Genomic DNA, 17,358 nt, shown 5'->3' on the forward strand with positions numbered 1-17,358 from the left:
CACATCTTAAGATTCAAATTTTACAAAACAATCCAACAGCCTTTATTTAAAACTATAAATAATAAAAATAATTCAAACATGGAATACGGCAATCTTTAAGAATAAATCTTCCATCCATCGTTAGATTAACACGAAACAAAAGAATAAGCTGAAAATAATCATTTTTTCTGTTTGTTTTCTAACAAACGCTCTCGAAATTTTGTCGCATAGCCCTCTTTTATAACCTGTCGTGCACGCCCAAAAGCCATACTGTTCATAGGAATATTTTCAGTAATAACACTTCCTGAAGCAACATAAGAGCCATCCCCTATTACCAATGGGGAAACAAGTGCCGTATTAGACCCAACAAAAGCATGATCACCAATCATGGTTTTATATTTGTTAAATCCATCATAATTGCAAGTAATCGTACCGGCTCCAATATTGGTATGTGCACCAATTTCGGCATCACCAATATAACTTAAATGATTGATTTTAGAAGATTCTCCTACCTTAGCTTGTTTGACTTCACAAAAATTTCCAATCTTTACGGACTTAGCCAACTCTGTTCCAGGACGCAAACGTGCATAGGGACCAATCTGTGCATCTCTACCAACCACAGCACCTTCGAGATAACTAAATGCATGAATAACCGCACCAGATTGTACTTTTACGTTTAACCCAAAATAAACATTTGGTTCTATCACCACCCCTGGTGCAATTTCTGTATCATAAGAAAAATAGAGTGTTTCTGGCTTTAAGAGTGTAACACCCGATAACATTAAATCGCGCGCTTTACGTTTTTGCCACAAAGAATCAGCCTCAGAAAGCTCAAAACCGTCGTTAATTCCTACAATATCTTCAAAAGGAACTTCAACAACACGCACATCTAATCCTTCGCGTGTTGCAAGAGAAGCAATATCTGTTAAGTAATATTCTTTTTTCACATTATTATTACCAACTTTCTCTAAAAGAGAAAGTGCATGTTTTCCACGCATAGCGAGTATTCCACCGTTACAAAAAGAAATCTTTTTTTCTTCATCGCTAGCGTCTTTTTCTTCTACAATTGCAATCAATTGACCATTTTTCTCGAGAAGACGCCCATAACCTGTTGGATGTTTGGTATGAAAACCTGCAAAAACAACATCTGCTCCATCAGCAAGCTGTGCACGCATTTGGTGCAATGAATCTTGCTGAATGAGAGGAGTATCCCCAAAAACAATGAGCACATCATCCACCTCCTTTTGCAAAGCTAAACGAGCAGACAAAACAGCATGGGCAGTTCCTAAACGCTCTTTTTGTTCAAAAATCATTACATCTTTTACAAATGACTGAACAACGTGCATAACCTCCTTAGCACCATATCCCACAACAACCGCTAATTGTGAAGAGCCTGCCAATTCTATTTGTTTTAGAACATGGCATATAAGAGGCAATCCAGCAATTTTATGAAGTACCTTAGGCAGAGACGATTTCATGCGCGTCCCCTCACCTGCGGCAAGAACAATAGAAAGACAGCTTCTAACCATAAAAACACATAAGACTAACGAGAAAATCCAAAAAAATTCATAATACTGTGCCAACGAATATCTTCAATATAACTCAACGAAGGATAATGTTCTAAAAGCCAAAATGAAAGATCCTGCATAGAACCTGTTAAAAACAAAATCCCTGTAAGAATAAGAAAAACACCAATGATTTTTTCAACTTTTCCTAAATGAATACGAAAAGCTCCTAAAAATCGCATAAAACTGCTCGAAAATAAAGCTGCTAACATAAAAGGAATAGCAAGACCTAATGCATAAACCGCTAAGAGAACAGCTCCCTCTCCCACAGTTTCTTTTGTTCCAGCAAGCGTTATAATAGGACCTAAAATAGGGCCAATACACGGTGTCCAACCAAAGGCAAAAGCTAAACCGATAATATACGCGCCTAAAGGACCAGCAGGTGTTTTTTTGGTCTGAAAACGCGCCTCACGAAATAAAAAAGCGATCTTGAAAATCCCCAAAAAATTTAAACCAAAAATAATAATGACAATTCCAGCAGCAAGGGCAAACCAATCACGATAATAACCGATGAATTTCCCAATTGTACTAGCACTGGCACCTAAAGCAACAAAAACAGTCGTAAACCCAAGAACAAAAGCAATAACAGAAGATAATAAAGCCCACCGGATAAAGACTTTCTCATCAGGCTTTTCTGAACGAAAATCATCAATACCAACCCCTGCCATATAGCACAAATAAGGAGGAACTAATGGCAAAACGCATGGTGACAAAAAAGAGAGTGCCCCAGCAAAAAACACACCAACTGTTGAAATTTCAATCAAAATTCATACCCCGTCTTTCATCATAGTTTACCCCCATGAACAACGATCAATCCACATCTTCATCAATTTGTTGCATATTTTCTTCATTCGCTACCACACTTATATCTTCATCATGACCAGAAACGACTGAAAAAACTTTTTGATAGATTTTATCTTTATTTTTAGCAATTGCAATATACTCTCCCTCCGCTAACACGAGTGAAACATACGCACCTACTGTTTCATAAACGATATCACCAGAATCATTGGCAAGAGACCAACTTGTATCTGCAAGCGCTTCCCCTCCTTCTTGTCGTACCAGTTTTAAGACAATCTGAGCGGCCTGATGTTCAAGAGTAACTTCTGTTATTTTACCAGCATCCACTTGAATATCCGAACGAGCCGTCGCATTAATGGAACCATAATGGGAAGCAACATGGTAGCGGCCAGCTTTTAAACGCACAACTGATTGGGGTTTAACATTTGATATAATCACTCCCGTATCATCATTTTCTTTTTCATCCTCATAAATAGTAAAACGGAGTTCCTTTTCATTCATTACGCCATTGAGCAGTGTTGCATTTAAAATGACACCACCAGCCTCAAGATTAAAGTTTTTTACAAGACTCTGCCCATTTTCTAAACGAATATGGCGCACAGCACTCATATGACCAAATGAGACATGAACAAGATAATTTCCTGGTTCGAGATCAAAACGTGCACTTCCCCCCTTATAGGTTGCCACTAATGGTAATTTATTATCAATCCCTAGAATAGGGGCATAAACCCGCCAGACAAGCCCTTCTTCAATATCCGGATGACTATTTGTTAATCGAGCATTCAAAATGAGTTGTGTTTGAGATGCTAAGTTTTCGTTCTCCTGCTCTTGAGTCTTTACAATAAAACTCCTTGATTGTCTCTGCTGCTGATCTTGCCCTTCTCCTGCTTCAGAAAAAGCACAGTGGCTCCAAGTCAATAAAGCAAGCACCACGCACAACCATACACATCGGTGCACTATTTTTATAAGAATACCCATTTTTGCATTGTTGACCAACATGATCTTTTTTTCAAGAAACAATATCACACAGCCATCATTTTAAATTGAGAAACTTACACCACAACCACATGATGAAACAGCATTGGGATTGTGGATTTGAAAAGATTGCCCCATAAGATCATCAACAAAATCAATCTCAGCTCCTTCCATAAAAGGAAGTGATAGTAAATCAATAAACACAACTGCCCCGTCTTTTTTGAGGACGAGGTCATCTTCACACATTTCAGAAACCAAGTCATATTTATAAGAAAAACCAGAACACCCACCACCTTCAACAGAAATACGTAATGCTATTTTATCGGGTTCACGCAAAAGTATCTGTGCAATTTTTTTGGCAGCAACATCTGAAATTTTCACATTCATTTTATATATCCTTGCATTAAACCATCAAGAAAGAGTATCCTACACTCAAAGAGCAGTTTATTTCTCATAAACCACTCTCAATTTTAAGATGATAATAGACAGCTTGCAATGGATATAGGCAATATCAACTTCAATTACCAATCTCGAGCAGTATACAGTGCTCATCCACAAACAAGCCGTGGTCGATTATACCATGAAACGATGAGCACCACACGCTCACTTTTTCAACGAGATAGAGATCGTATTATCCATTCTAATGCATTTCGACGTCTTAAACATAAAACGCAAGTGTTTATTGCTGATGAAAGCGATCATTACCGTACTCGCCTAACCCATTCCATAGAGGTTTCTCAAATTGCACGAACATTAGCCCGCGCCCTGTGTCTTGATGAAGACCTTGCCGAAGCCATTGCCCTTGTTCACGACTTTGGACACACACCCTTTGGCCATGCAGGAGAAGATGCTCTTAATGAAGCCATGACACCCTATGGCGGCTTTGACCATAATGCACAAGCATTACGCATTGTCACAAAACTAGAACAGCGCTATGCAAATTTTGATGGACTTAACCTTACATGGGAAACCCTCGAAGGACTTGTAAAGCATAATGGCCCCCTTTTAGGTCCTTACGCGAAGAATAAGGAGGTTCCTATCGATATTTTACAATACAATGCGAAACAAGACCTTGCACTTGATTGTTTTGCAGGACTAGAAGCGCAATGTGCTGCTATTGCAGATGATATCGCATACAATGCGCATGATATTGATGATGGTCTACGTTCGCAATTTTTAACACTTGATCAATTTGAACATGTTTCACTAACAGCAGCAATATTAAAAGATATAACAGATGAGCATCCCCACCTCGACCAAACGCGTCGCGGTTACACGCTTGTACGAAGACAAATAACAACCATGGTTGAAGATGTTATCAAACAATCACAAGAAAATTTAGCACGAATCAAACCAACAAGCATAAACGATATTCACCAAGCAAAACAAACCATTGTCACCTTTTCACCGACAATGACCGTTTATGAAAAAGAACTAAAAAACTTTTTATTTAAAAATCTTTACTACCATGAACAAGTTCTTAGTCGTCGCAATGCAGCAAAATGCATTGTACAAAAATTATTCAATTGTTATTATGAAAATCCAAATACAATGCCTGAAAGTTGGCAGAGCAAAACAGTGCACTTAAAAAATCAAGAGTTAGCACGTTTGATTGCTGACTTTCTTTCAGGCATGACGGATCACTACGCTCTACGTGAATATCAGCGTTTATTTGACCATATAGATAATTTCGTTTAATGGCTTTTGGCATCATCATGGAAGCTAAATATGAATATCTTTAAAAACTTCGAAAAAAAAATTAAGAGATCAATTGAATTATCTGATATAAAAGGAAAAAATGGAGAAGATCTAGATTTATCAAAAATCACTGTTGATCCTCCGCGTGATTCCTCCCACGGTCATTTATCAACCAATGCTGCTATGGTGCTTGCAAAATCTATTGGAATCAATCCACGTGCACTTGCAGATAAAATCATAGAACTTCTTAAAAATGATTCCTCTATCGAAAATATAGATGTTGCCGGTCCTGGTTTTATAAACATAAAGCTTACAAAATTGTTTTGGCAAGATGCTATAAAATCTATGCTTGAATTAGGCACTTCTTATGGTCGTATTCCAATGGGACAAGGAAAATGCGTCAATGTTGAATATGTCTCAGCAAATCCCACTGGACCAATGCATGTAGGACACTGCCGCGGAGCAGTTGTTGGGGATGTTCTCTCCAATTTGCTACAATTTACGGGCTATAACATTACAAAAGAGTATTATATCAATGATGCGGGTCAACAAATCGAAGTCCTCGCCCATTCGGTACTATTGCGCTATCGTGAAGCTCTTGGGCAAGAAATTAATGAAATTCCAGAAGGACTCTATCCTGGAGAATACTTGATACCATTGGGTCAATCGCTTGCTCAAGAGTTTGGTGACCAACTCCTCACGATGGATAAAGATGAAGCCTTATCTCTTGTGAAAGAACGTGCAATTCATGCAATGATGTCCATGATTCGCGAAGATTTGGCTGCTCTTAATATTTATCATGATATCTTTTTCTCTGAGCGAATGCTTTATGCAGATAATGCACGCGCCATTCGTAACACCATCAACGACCTCACTTTAAATGGTTATATCTACAAAGGAAAACTCCCCCCTCCCAAAGGACAAAATACAGAAGACTGGGAACCAAGCGAACAAACTTTGTTCCGTTCAACAAATGTCGGTGATGACCAAGACCGTGTTTTAGTCAAATCTGACGGTTCTTACACTTATTTTGCTGCTGATGTTGCTTATTTTCGGGATAAATTTAATCGTCATTTTGATGAAATGATTTATATTCTAGGCGCAGACCATGCTGGCTATGTAAAGCGGCTAGAGGCAATGGCAAAAGCAATTTCTGGGGATAAAGCTAAATTAAGTGTCTTCTTGTGTCAATTGGTAAAACTTTTTCGCAACGGTCATCCTGTACGCATGTCAAAAAGAGCAGGATCTTTTGTCACTCTACGGGATGTTGTCGAAGAGGTTGGGCGTGATCCTGTGCGTTTTATGATGCTATACCGTAAGTGTGAAGCACCTCTTGATTTTGATTTTGCAAAAATAACAGAACAATCAAAAGATAACCCCATCTTTTACGTACAATATGCAAGTGCACGTTGTCACTCAGTCTTTCGTCAAGCACAAGAAGCGCTTCATATTAAAAGCTTTTCAAATAATACATTGATTGCCCATCTTCATCGATTAACAGATGACCATGAAATATTGTTAATACGCAAACTTTCTGAATATCCACGGATCATTGAACAGGCCGTAATTCATAAAGAACCGCATCGATTAGCGTTTTACCTTTATGACCTTGCCTCCAGCTTTCACACCCATTGGAATAAAGGGAGTGAAAATCTCAATTTACGCTTTATTCAACCTGATGATAAAGAGTTATCCTTTGCAAGATTAGGATTGATACAAGCTGTTATCAATATTTTATCATCAGGGCTTACCATCATAGGAGTCGAAGCACCCATAGAAATGCGTTGAAAAAGTTCTATAAATACATACAATAGGTACTCTATTGATAAACTTTTTCATGTATCATTGCATGAGAGGGGGAAAATTTATAATTTTAATATAACAAATCAAAATCAACCATTGATTGCACGTAAGTGCAAACCACCATGTGAGAAAAGCTATGAGCGATAACGATCGCAAAAATCTACACGAAACAAAACACGATCATGAACACCATGATCCTTTAGAAAGGCTTACGCGCATTTTTAATCCGCACAAACAAAGCGGAAACAAAAATGAGCAATCTTCTTTAAAAACAGAACGATCAACATCTCACCCCGAAATATCATCCCATGATGATGATTTTGATTTGTCCTTTCTAGAAGAGGAACTTGAAAATAATTTAGCACATGACTTACCGTTTGATGATCAAAAAAAACAATGGGACTTGCATGCAACCAGCAACGCAACAGCCTCAGATATTGCACAATCTTCTTCTTTCAACCATTCAAAACAAAATAATTTATCTGAAGAGAAATATTCTTCACCTAGCAGTCATGATGAAGAACAAATTTTAGATGAGCTTTCTCCATTACCAATCCCAAAGAATCAATCACATCAACAGAAAAAAACAGCAACCAGTGCAGATCCTTTTCTTGAAAAAAGTAATCTTATGTCACAATCAGAATCAGAAAATTTCTTTTTTGATAAATCTGAAAGGCACGAAAATAAGAGAGAGACGCCAGAAGATGTTGAACAAACCAATCGTTTTTCACAAATAAATTCACAACAACCTGAGACTACGAATATACAAAAAACTTATGAGGACAATCAAAACCTCTATGACACTCCTATAAACCATCCCTATAAAATTTCAGCTGATCAAGAAAATTGGATTAAAAAAGATTATCCTGATGTCTCCTCTTCTACAGAGGAAAATGAGTTTTTCTCATCTTCTAATCTTGTGTCAGAAAGACAAAACACTGCAAGAAATCAAACAACAAGTACCTTCTCCTCACCTTTAGATTCTCCACCAGTTGATAGACAATCTTATTTAAAGGGGGCTTCACAAGAAGATCATACAATCAATTATCCCCATTTTTTTGCAGAAAACCCCTCACAACAAGAAACTTATGGAGAAAAAGTTCCGATATATGATGAGGCTCGAGCCCAATACATCAATAACGCCGAAGGTGCCTCTAACCCAAATAGAGAAATTTCATATAATGAAAATAATTTAGATGAGTTTCTTTCCTCATCCCCCTCTTTAAATACAAAACAAACGGATGGCTTTTTTGCCCATAACTATACGCACAGAGATACTCCCCCTCCCAATGTTGATACTTATAAATTTTCAGAGGAAATCGTAGAAAAAACTGGTCCTATTATGGTTCCAGAAGTCCCGTATGAAGCGCCAGAATATGATGTGCCAACTAATGGTGGTTTAGAAGAAGAATTTGCTGATGTACTCAATGTAGGGAATGTCCCAACGGATAATTTTTCTCAAAAACAACAGAAAAATGAGGTTTTTAGTGAAGTTTTTCATCAGTCTATGCAAAATTCAAAAGAAGGTGTTTATATAAACTCTAAAGAACAAAATTCCGACTATTTTTCTTCTGCCAATATGGAATATAATTTTCCCTCTTTTAGCGAGAATTCATCATACACAAGCTCAGATGAGGTTCCCACGCATCCATCAGCTCCTCCTCCCTTAAAAAGTTTTATTTTTGGTAAAACTTTCATTAAAGGTTTTTTTATACTTATTTTAATAGGACTTGGGTTTGCTGGTTATTCTCATTTTTTTATGCCATCACAAAAAAATGAAGAAACGGTCATTATCCACGCTGATAATACGCCTTTTAAATTCAAACCAGAAACAACTGAAACGAAAAATGATGTTGCACATAATTTAGATATCTATAAACAAACAACTGAACAAAATGAGAAACAAGAAAATACACAACAATTTCTTATTGATAACTCTGAACAACCTGAAAATTTAAAAGAATTAAACCCTGAAGAATCTTCAAGCGTTTCCTCATCGTCTTTAAATGAATCTGATGTTGAAGATGCAGTCACAGAAGCCATAAATCATACTATTCCAATGCGAGAAGTACAAACTGTTATTGTCAATCAAGATGGTACAGTTACACTAGCCCCCGCGCATCAAACAAACAGCAAAACTGCTGCTCAATCTGAAGAAAGCATTGATCAAACTTCTAATGAACTTCAAGATTCGTCCCTTGTTTCGTCGCATGATTCTGATATAAACGACCAAGAAAGAGATCATGATCTCAAAAATAATATTGATAAAATAATCGCAGAAAATAATTCTAGCTCAAATATTGAAGAAAAATTTATCCCTATCCCTTCCCATGCAGAAAGAAATACACAAGTTGAAACACCAGCCGCGTCTCGCCCCATATCACCAAACAGAGTCGCAGCACAAAATTCAGAAAATTATTACGTACAACTTGCATCTCAACCAACGTATGAGCTCGCTAGAAATTCTTTAAAAAATATGAAATCTAAATTTGGATTCCTTATCGGTGCCCGTTCTTTAAATATTCAATCCGCTTTTATACCAGGAAAAGGTACTTATTACCGTGTTCGGATTCAAGCGCAAGACCGTAATGAAGCCATAATCCTTTGTGAATCCATTAAAAGTTCTGGTGGAAGCTGCTTCATCACACGCTAAACCAATAATGCAACGGTTTTAACAACCGTTGCATTATTTATTTCCATACCATTTAATTACTTATCAAAAACTTCAGAAATTATAATCATTCCTCTCTTTTTTATGTCTTTGTGCTGACTTTATTCCTTAATCTACGTCGATTTTCGCCCTATCTAAAAGATTATATTTACGAAAAAATTACTCCGTACCCTTATAGGTATAAGGTACAGGAGGAAGTGAATTTAAATCTTTTTTGGGCGTTGTTACACTTTGGCTAGTTTCTGGGGTATTATAACGCGAACTATGTTCAGGAGATTTTGCAAAAAAAGATCCTAAAAAACCAAAAATAAACCAGATAATAACCATCGCAAGAAGAATAGCAAAAATACCCTTAGCGATTGAAACAGGTTGTTCACGACCTCTTCTTTCTGCGGCCATACGTTCTTCATATGTGTGATAATTTTTATCAATCATAGTGGATTCCTTTTCTCAATTCCCTTACCTTTAAATTTCTAGAAAATATGCATATATGAAATTATTCAGATACTTATTGTGAGAAAACGATAATTATAGACAAAAGTTCCAGTTTACTTCATAAAGTTGAGAAAAAGAAGCGAGGATAGAATTAAAATATCTACCCTACTCTAGCCTTTGAATTCTATAATAAACCCCTTTGTATTCTATAATAAAACATTGACACAAAGGTTTTGTTAATAATAGAGTTATAATCAAAATATTTCATTATTTTTATTAATAAAAATGAAACATACTCAAAAGGTTTTTTATGAAATCTCCCATATCATCGCTTCCCTTTAAAATAGAAAAACACCCATCTCCTCTGTCAGAAGAAAAATATGAAGAAATTTTAAAAAGTCCCGGTTTTGGTCAATTTTTTACAGACCACATGTGTACTATTCAATGGACTGAAGACAAAGGCTGGCACAATGCCATCATTTCTCAATACAAAGCTTTAGAAATTAACCCTGCAAGTACCGTTTTACATTACGGACAGGAAATTTTTGAGGGTTTAAAAGCATATCGTGCAAAAGATGGACGCATCTTGCTCTTCCGTCCTGATGCCAATGCACAACGCTTTATAGAATCAGCGAGGCGTTTAGCTATGCCAGAATTGCCAAAAGATATTTTTCTGGATGCCGTTCATCAATTAGTAAAGATTGATCAAAAATGGGTCTCTGATCAGCCCAACGCTAGCCTCTATATCCGTCCATTTATGTTTGGCAATGAAAACTTTTTGGGAGTCCGCCCTTCTCAAGAATATCTTTTTTGTGTCATAGCCTCTCCAGTTGAATCCTATTTCAAAGGAGAAGAAAAATCTGTCAGCGTCTGGATTGAAACAGATTATAGTCGTGCCGGTCCAAGAGGAACAGGGGCTGCCAAATGTGGTGGAAACTATGCAGCAAGCTTACTTGCACAAAAAACTGCAACTGAAAATAATTGTAGCCAAGTACTCTTCCTTGATATGATTGAACATAAATGGATTGAAGAACTTGGTGGTATGAATGTCTGCTTTATTATGGACAATAATACACTTGTAACCCCCCCTCTTAATGGAACTATCCTTCCAGGGATAACCCGTGATTCAATCTTAAGGTTAGCTCAACAAATGGGATTAAAAATAGAAGAGCGTCCTTATTCTTTTACAGCGCTTCAAGAAGATGCAAAGAGTGGACACCTTAAAGAAGCCTTTGCTTGTGGTACAGCTGCCGTTGTCACATCAATTGGTCGTTTTAGATATAAAGGGGGAGAATTTATTATTGGAAATGAAACAGTTGGAGAAGTTACAAAGCAGCTTCGTACACAATTGGTTGGCATTCAAAAAGGGAACATAGAAGATAAAAATGGCTGGGTACATTCTGTCCAGCTCTCATAATATTTAAGGTATTCTCATATCTATAAACGCTTCCATGAAAGTAGATTCATGGAAGCGTTTTTCCTAGAAAAACTCCCTCTATTTTTAGTGACAAAAAAGAAAACATTAATCAAATTTTGAATGATCTCTATGCTGCGCTTTAATATTACGGACTGTACCCGTATGGGAGCGCATTACGAGAGTTTCCGTTTGAATGTAACGAGATGTAAATTTAACACCAGAAAGCATATTGCCATCTGTCACCCCTGTTGCTGAAAACAAAACATCACCCTTTGCCATTTCTTCCATTGTATAAACCTTATTGGGATCACTAATCCCCATTTTAGCTGCACGAGCAATTTTCTCTTCTGTATCTAGCAGCAAACGACCTTGCATCTGTCCTCCAATACAGCGTAAAGCAGCAGAAGCTAAGACACCTTCAGGTGCTCCACCAATCCCCATATAGATATCAATACCTGTTTCTTCTGGATCAGTTGTATCAATAACAGCAGCCACATCTCCATCCCCAATCAAGCGAATCGACGCCCCTGTCGCTCGTACTTCATTAACCAATTTTTCATGACGAGGTCTATCCATAATACAAACAACAATCTGATTAACAGTCACTCCTTTAGCCTTCGCAAGAGCATGTATATTATCGGTAGGACAAGCATCTATATCGACTACTCCCTTTGGATAACCAGGACCAATAGCAATTTTGTTCATATAAACATCAGGTGCATAAAGGAGATTACCCTTTTCAGCAATTGCAACTACTGCCAAAGAATTGGCAATATTTTTAGCACAAAGTGTTGTTCCCTCTAGTGGATCAAGTGCAATATCGATCGCCAATCCACTTTGAAGACCTACTTTTTCTCCAATATAAAGCATAGGCGCTTCATCCCGCTCACCTTCACCAATCACCACTGTACCATCAATAGGCAATCGATTAAGTTCCTGCCGCATTGCATCTACAGCAGCTTGATCCGCTGCCTTTTCATCGCCACGTCCGCGCCAGCGTGCAGCAGCAACAGCAGCACGTTCAGTAACACGTACCAATTCAAGCGTCAAAATACGATCAAGTCCATTTAAAATCTTCTGAGTTGTGGGCATATGAAAAAATCCTACCGAATGAATACCAGAAAAAATATGAGTCCTTATTAAATACTAAGAATAAAGTTTTTTGGCAAAGATGAAAATTTTCCACAAGAGATAAAAGAACTCAAGCGTGCTTTTTTATTATCAAGAAAGTTATCAATTCTTTGCCATAGGTTCAATACGAATAAATTGAGATTTTGCAACAAGATGTCCATCTTTTTCAATTTCTGCAAGTGCCTGTCGTACATTCACCTCTGTTGTTTCGTGCGTAATTAAAATAATTGTTTTTTCAATTTGATCTTCTACAAAAGATCTTTGAACAATCGACTCCAATGAGATGTGATTATCAGCCATATGCCTTGCGACCGCGGCAAAAACACCAGTACGATCATGAACATTTAAACGAATAAAATAACCACCTGCATGATGCGAAATACGTGCTTTTTTATGAGGAGCAAGTTCTAATGCTGGACGTCTTAAAACAGGTGCATACTGAAAACCAGAACGTGCTTTTGCTATATCAGCCAAATCACCAATAACGGCTGATGCTGTTGCCTTTCCTCCGGCGCCAGGACCAGAAAACAGTAATTCACCTAATAAATCACTTTGAATAGAAAGAGCATTGGTTACACCATTTATCTGTGCAATCATTGAGGATGTTGGTACCATTGTTGGATGAACGCGTTGCTCTATTCCAGAATCCGTTTTTAATGCAACCCCTAAAAGCTTAATCCGATACCCCAATTCATCAGCTGCTCGAATATCAATTTGCGAAATATTATGAATTCCTTCAACATAAACATCATCTAACGAAACAGCAGTTCCAAATGCCAAGCTTGTCAACAAAGCTAATTTATGAGCAGTATCATTTCCCTCAATATCAAAACTTGGATCTGCTTCAGCATACCCAAGTCTCTGTGCATCTGCTAAACAATCTTTAAATGAAAGACCTTCCGTAAACATACGTGTTAATATATAATTACAGGTTCCATTGAGAATACCATAAATTCGCGATATGCGATTACTAACAAGTGATTCTCTCATCGCTTTGATAACAGGAATCCCCCCTGCAACAGCTGCTTCAAAATGAAGAAAAACACCTTTTTTTTCTGCAATTATAGCCAGCTCTACTCCATGTCGAGCAAGAAGAGCTTTATTGGCTGTTACAACATGATGTCCCGCCTCAAGCGCTCTCTTAACAGCGGTATACACCACATCCAATTCACCACCAATTAACTCTACAAAAACATCAATCTCATCAGAAGCAGCCAACTCCACAGGTGAATCAAACCATTTTATATCACTAAGATCAATTCCACGATTGCGACCTTTATCACGCGCACTAACAGCAACAACTTTGATGAATCGCCCACATTGACAAGCTAAACTATTCGCTTTTTCACATAGAATTCGAACAACTGAAGTACCAACTGTACCAAGTCCCGCAACACCAACCTTTAAAGATTCTGCCATTATTAACCACTGATCCCTATCTTCATTGAAAAATCGTTTAAATGATGTGCCAATCAACACAAAAAGTACTTATGTTCATAAGAACAAAAGAAATACCCTGCTCTATTTATTTCATTTTCTCTAATAGAATTATCCCCGCTTGTTCAATCAACATTCCTAAAAATATAATATTTATTGTCTTCAAAGATTTCAGAATCTTTATAAAATATCTAATTCAGAATGAAAATCTGTAAAACAGATAAATGCAAGTTTCCATAAAAAAAGTTCTAAAAAATAATCAATAACAAGTTAAAGAATATTGAAGACTTGGTAAGAAAGAATAAAAACATCTCTTCTAAATCAACAAGTATGGAACAAAAAACATTCTTTCATATGATAAATTAGGGAATGGATAAAATGAAAGTAGATCAGTAAATGATAACACATTCCTTCCTACCATTCCATAGCTTTAACTATAAATCTTTAATGCAAAAATCTTAACGCACTCATATATCAAAATAGAACCTTACATTAAAGTAAAAAACAAGACTTAATATGCGCACACCCTAATTCTGAAATATTATAAATATGGAGAATAAATTTGCAAAATTCGAATATTTTATCTCAACTTATTGCCACCTCTTTAAAAAACTAGCGAATTGAAATGAGAAAAAACTCAATCTACCCTTTATCCACACTAATTCATTTTCAAATCAAGAACCTTCTCAATATGTAAAAGAGAAAATGAATGGTTTTTAATTTTAAAAATTTTACAGACATGTAAAAGTAAATATAAAAAAATATTTTCTTCATATATTCTATAAAAATTGATTTAATATTTTCATTTTTAGCATACAGATATCTATTTATATTTTGTTAAACTGCAAATAATCTATGGATTATTCATCAAAAAAACTTTTGTATGATTGGTATTATTTGTTAATTTGGTAATAAATATTGTCTTTCTACTTCATAAATTATACAGTTTTTGCTTTATGATAAGCTCAAATGAGAAATCTTCTGTATAAAGGCTCTTTCAAGCAAGTTAAATAATATTCTCATGTGGTGAGCAAAGATAACAAGCGATAAAATATGCAAAAAATAAATACATAAAAATGCTGTTTTTGATCATTTTTGCCTACTCCTCAAACTGAAAATATCATTCCCTGAGATGATACCCACATCAAAATTTTCTATCAATCATGATAACTTTATATTTTTTCTACAAAAAATCTTAGAAAATAAAATGATCTAAACAGGAATCGCTCAAAAATTATTCAATAAAACACACTTTTTTCAAAAAAAATGACACAGAGGGCTTGCGAAGTAAAAAGATCCTCTCTATAAGCCTCATCATTGGTTTGCGCCCATCGTCTAGCGGTTAGGACATCGCCCTTTCACGGCGGAAACAGGGGTTCGATTCCCCTTGGGCGTACCATGTTTCTTTTTTCTATGTGTAATATATTCATTTTATTTGTGTTTTTAAAAATGAGGGATGCATAAATAAAAATGAGGGAATAAGATTTTAAAAGGAATCTCTTCGTAAAAAGGATACAAGAATCATTAGGTGATTAATTTCTTTGTTGCATTTCGAGGATAGTGCTTTACTGCGCATAGTTAATAACAATAAGAATCGATAAAACATAAGAATTAGAAGATTCTAGCTCGCGATACGGTAATTTATAAGTCATATTTTCGCGTCTGCTGTTAATTTTTAAATTAAAACCAGCCGCATCATTTATACGTTTTTTCCAACCTTCAAAATTGAAGTTTATCCCAAACGCATTTCATATGAATCATTTCTAATTACAGTGCCTTTGTTATCACATTAAACTTTTTATAAACAAACAGACCATAAGCTTAGAATTGAAATAGCAATATAAAAATAGTTTCTTATTCACCTAACACAACAAATCAAGAAACTATAATTCAGAATACGATCAACTTATTAAATGGAATCTCTGATAATAAAAATGCATAATCCCCGTCCCCCGGTGATCTAACTACCTTATCTATTAAACAGATTCTTCATCAATCATAGAATAATTATAGATTTGCAAACACATCACTTCTTTTCAAAAATTAAACCCTCCAACAAAATTTTACACTCTATTGATAATATATTCTAAAAGCTCATATTTGAATGCTTTTTTCCCTTGTTTTTACTTTTCATTATAAACTTGAAAGTGTTATACAAGTAGTATCGCTTAAAAGAAAAAGGATTTCTAATGGTAAAGATCAAAGTAGAAAACCCCGTTGTTGAACTTGATGGGGATGAGATGACCCGCATCATCTGGAAATATATCAAAGATAAATTAATCCATCCCTACCTCGACGTTGATCTAAAATATTATGATCTTTCCGTCGTAAATCGTGATGCAACCAATGATCAGGTAACTATCGATTCTGCCAATGCTATCAAAAAATATGGGGTTGGTATAAAATGCGCAACCATTACACCTGATGAGGCACGCGTTAAAGAATTTAACCTAAAAAAAATGTGGAAATCACCTAATGGCACAATCCGCAATATTTTAGGAGGAGTCATTTTTCGCGAACCCATTATCTGTAAAAATGTCCCTCGCCTTGTTCCTAACTGGACAAAGCCAATTATTATCGGACGTCACGCTTTTGGTGATCAATACAAGGCAACAGATTTTAAATTTCCAGGAAAAGGGAAATTAAGTATTAAATTTGTCGGTGATGATAATCAAGTTATTGAACATGATGTTTTTGATGCTCCAAGCGCAGGGGTTGCCATGGCTATGTATAACCTTGATGAGTCAATTCGTGATTTTGCCCGCGCATCCTTTAATTATGGACTACAACGGAATGTTCCAGTTTATCTTTCAACAAAAAATACCATTCTAAAAACTTACGATGGTCGTTTTAAAGATATCTTTCAAGAAATATTTGATACGGAATTTAAAACTGAATTTGAAAACCGTAAATTATATTACGAACACCGTCTTATTGATGATATGGTTGCTTCTGCATTAAAGTGGTCAGGTGGATACGTATGGGCATGTAAAAACTATGATGGTGATGTCCAATCTGATATTGTTGCCCAAGGCTTTGGTTCTCTGGGTCTCATGACTTCTGTTCTCATGACACCTGACGGCAAAATTGTTGAAGCAGAGGCAGCACACGGCACCGTAACACGCCATTATCGTCAGCATCAAAAGAATGAAGAAACATCAACGAACTCTATTGCATCTATTTTTGCATGGACGCGTGGACTAGCGCACCGTGCTAAACTAGATAACAATGAGAAGTTAAAAAACTTTTCCACGACATTGGAAGAAGTTTGTATTAAAACCGTCGAAGAAGGTTTTATGACCAAAGATCTCGCACTTTTGATTGGGCCTAAACAAAAGTGGCTTTCTACAACAGATTTCCTCGATAAAATTGATGAGAATCTCAAAAAAGCAATGGGCAATTAAATTATTACTTAAATTAAAATTCAAAGCTCTAAACAGAGCTTT

The 17,358-nt window shown here is 36.2% G+C and carries 12 protein-coding genes and 1 tRNA gene; 6 read left to right on the forward strand and 7 right to left on the reverse strand.

The features are described from left to right. Window positions 1-158: 158 nt before the first annotated feature. From glmU to ACFILT_RS01615, 4 genes are read right to left on the reverse strand one after another with little or no spacing between them, the layout of a single operon-like run. Window positions 159-1,508, reverse strand: coding sequence for a bifunctional UDP-N-acetylglucosamine diphosphorylase/glucosamine-1-phosphate N-acetyltransferase GlmU (gene glmU / locus ACFILT_RS01600; RefSeq protein ID WP_375679226.1), 1,350 nt, complete (start codon window positions 1,506-1,508; stop codon window positions 159-161). Between the two features lie 14 nt (window positions 1,509-1,522). Further along, on the reverse strand, window positions 1,523-2,311 hold the full coding sequence (locus tag ACFILT_RS01605; protein ID WP_375610470.1) for a cytochrome c biogenesis CcdA family protein: 789 nt from the start codon (window positions 2,309-2,311) through the stop codon (window positions 1,523-1,525). Window positions 2,312-2,354: 43 nt separating this feature from the next. Beyond that, window positions 2,355-3,344: a carboxypeptidase regulatory-like domain-containing protein gene (locus tag ACFILT_RS01610; protein ID WP_375679241.1), complete on the reverse strand. Its 990-nt coding sequence runs from the start codon at window positions 3,342-3,344 to the stop codon at window positions 2,355-2,357. A gap of 39 nt (window positions 3,345-3,383) precedes the next feature. Next, the gene (locus tag ACFILT_RS01615; protein ID WP_273791197.1) at window positions 3,384-3,707 is read right to left on the reverse strand and encodes an iron-sulfur cluster assembly accessory protein; all 324 of its coding nucleotides are present in this window, start codon (window positions 3,705-3,707) and stop codon (window positions 3,384-3,386) included. Window positions 3,708-3,815: 108 nt separating this feature from the next. On the opposite strand from ACFILT_RS01615, the gene ACFILT_RS01620 reads away from it, so the two are divergent. The 3 genes from ACFILT_RS01620 (at window position 3,816) to ACFILT_RS01630 (ending at window position 9,474) form a co-directional block, all read left to right on the forward strand. Further along, a complete protein-coding gene (locus ACFILT_RS01620) occupies window positions 3,816-5,018 on the forward strand; it encodes a deoxyguanosinetriphosphate triphosphohydrolase (RefSeq protein WP_375679470.1) in 1,203 nt (400 codons plus the stop codon). Between the two features lie 30 nt (window positions 5,019-5,048). Continuing rightward, a complete protein-coding gene (argS, locus tag ACFILT_RS01625) occupies window positions 5,049-6,806 on the forward strand; it encodes an arginine--tRNA ligase (protein WP_375679471.1) in 1,758 nt (585 codons plus the stop codon). Window positions 6,807-6,957: 151 nt separating this feature from the next. After that, a complete protein-coding gene (locus ACFILT_RS01630) occupies window positions 6,958-9,474 on the forward strand; it encodes an SPOR domain-containing protein (RefSeq protein WP_375679472.1) in 2,517 nt (838 codons plus the stop codon). Window positions 9,475-9,651: 177 nt separating this feature from the next. Here the strand turns inward: ACFILT_RS01630 and ACFILT_RS01635 are convergent, their stop codons facing one another. After that, window positions 9,652-9,927: a hypothetical protein gene (locus tag ACFILT_RS01635; RefSeq protein WP_375611528.1), complete on the reverse strand. Its 276-nt coding sequence runs from the start codon at window positions 9,925-9,927 to the stop codon at window positions 9,652-9,654. Window positions 9,928-10,237: 310 nt separating this feature from the next. On the opposite strand from ACFILT_RS01635, the gene ACFILT_RS01640 reads away from it, so the two are divergent. After that, a complete protein-coding gene (locus tag ACFILT_RS01640) occupies window positions 10,238-11,344 on the forward strand; it encodes a branched-chain amino acid aminotransferase (RefSeq protein ID WP_375679222.1) in 1,107 nt (368 codons plus the stop codon). 105 nt (window positions 11,345-11,449) lie between these two features. Here the strand turns inward: ACFILT_RS01640 and glpX are convergent, their stop codons facing one another. Both glpX and ACFILT_RS01650 read right to left on the reverse strand, forming a co-directional pair. Further along, window positions 11,450-12,436 carry a class II fructose-bisphosphatase gene (glpX, locus tag ACFILT_RS01645; RefSeq protein ID WP_375679221.1) on the reverse strand — a complete coding sequence of 329 codons (987 nt, stop codon included), beginning with the start codon at window positions 12,434-12,436 and terminating at the stop codon, window positions 11,450-11,452. A 141-nt stretch (window positions 12,437-12,577) separates the two neighbouring features. Next, the gene (locus ACFILT_RS01650) at window positions 12,578-13,894 is read right to left on the reverse strand and encodes a homoserine dehydrogenase (RefSeq protein ID WP_375679220.1); all 1,317 of its coding nucleotides are present in this window, start codon (window positions 13,892-13,894) and stop codon (window positions 12,578-12,580) included. A 1,342-nt stretch (window positions 13,895-15,236) separates the two neighbouring features. On the opposite strand from ACFILT_RS01650, the gene ACFILT_RS01655 reads away from it, so the two are divergent. Together ACFILT_RS01655 and ACFILT_RS01660 are read left to right on the forward strand one after the other, a co-directional pair. Continuing rightward, window positions 15,237-15,311, forward strand: a tRNA-Glu gene (locus ACFILT_RS01655). A 790-nt stretch (window positions 15,312-16,101) separates the two neighbouring features. Further along, window positions 16,102-17,316, forward strand: coding sequence for an NADP-dependent isocitrate dehydrogenase (locus tag ACFILT_RS01660; protein ID WP_375679219.1), 1,215 nt, complete (start codon window positions 16,102-16,104; stop codon window positions 17,314-17,316). The last annotated feature ends 42 nt before the right edge of the window (window positions 17,317-17,358 follow it).

Source organism: Bartonella sp. AP7XZML (assembly GCF_042195745.1).
Classification (GTDB): Bacteria; Pseudomonadota; Alphaproteobacteria; order Rhizobiales; family Rhizobiaceae; genus Bartonella.

What these genes read in the sequence shown, in the direction of transcription:
- ACFILT_RS01620 (WP_375679470.1), top strand. Translation starts at nt 3,816, where the DNA reads ATGGATATAGGCAATATCAACTTCAATTACCAATCTCGAGCAGTATAC.
- ACFILT_RS01660 (WP_375679219.1), top strand. Translation starts at nt 16,102, where the DNA reads ATGGTAAAGATCAAAGTAGAAAACCCCGTTGTTGAACTTGATGGGGAT.
- ACFILT_RS01610 (WP_375679241.1), bottom strand. Translation starts at nt 3,344, where the DNA reads ATGTTGGTCAACAATGCAAAAATGGGTATTCTTATAAAAATAGTGCAC.
- ACFILT_RS01635 (WP_375611528.1), bottom strand. Translation starts at nt 9,927, where the DNA reads ATGATTGATAAAAATTATCACACATATGAAGAACGTATGGCCGCAGAA.
- ACFILT_RS01630 (WP_375679472.1), top strand. Translation starts at nt 6,958, where the DNA reads ATGAGCGATAACGATCGCAAAAATCTACACGAAACAAAACACGATCAT.
- ACFILT_RS01615 (WP_273791197.1), bottom strand. Translation starts at nt 3,707, where the DNA reads ATGAATGTGAAAATTTCAGATGTTGCTGCCAAAAAAATTGCACAGATA.
- argS (WP_375679471.1), top strand. Translation starts at nt 5,049, where the DNA reads ATGAATATCTTTAAAAACTTCGAAAAAAAAATTAAGAGATCAATTGAA.
- glpX (WP_375679221.1), bottom strand. Translation starts at nt 12,436, where the DNA reads ATGCCCACAACTCAGAAGATTTTAAATGGACTTGATCGTATTTTGACG.
- glmU (WP_375679226.1), bottom strand. Translation starts at nt 1,508, where the DNA reads ATGGTTAGAAGCTGTCTTTCTATTGTTCTTGCCGCAGGTGAGGGGACG.
- ACFILT_RS01650 (WP_375679220.1), bottom strand. Translation starts at nt 13,894, where the DNA reads ATGGCAGAATCTTTAAAGGTTGGTGTTGCGGGACTTGGTACAGTTGGT.
- ACFILT_RS01640 (WP_375679222.1), top strand. Translation starts at nt 10,238, where the DNA reads ATGAAATCTCCCATATCATCGCTTCCCTTTAAAATAGAAAAACACCCA.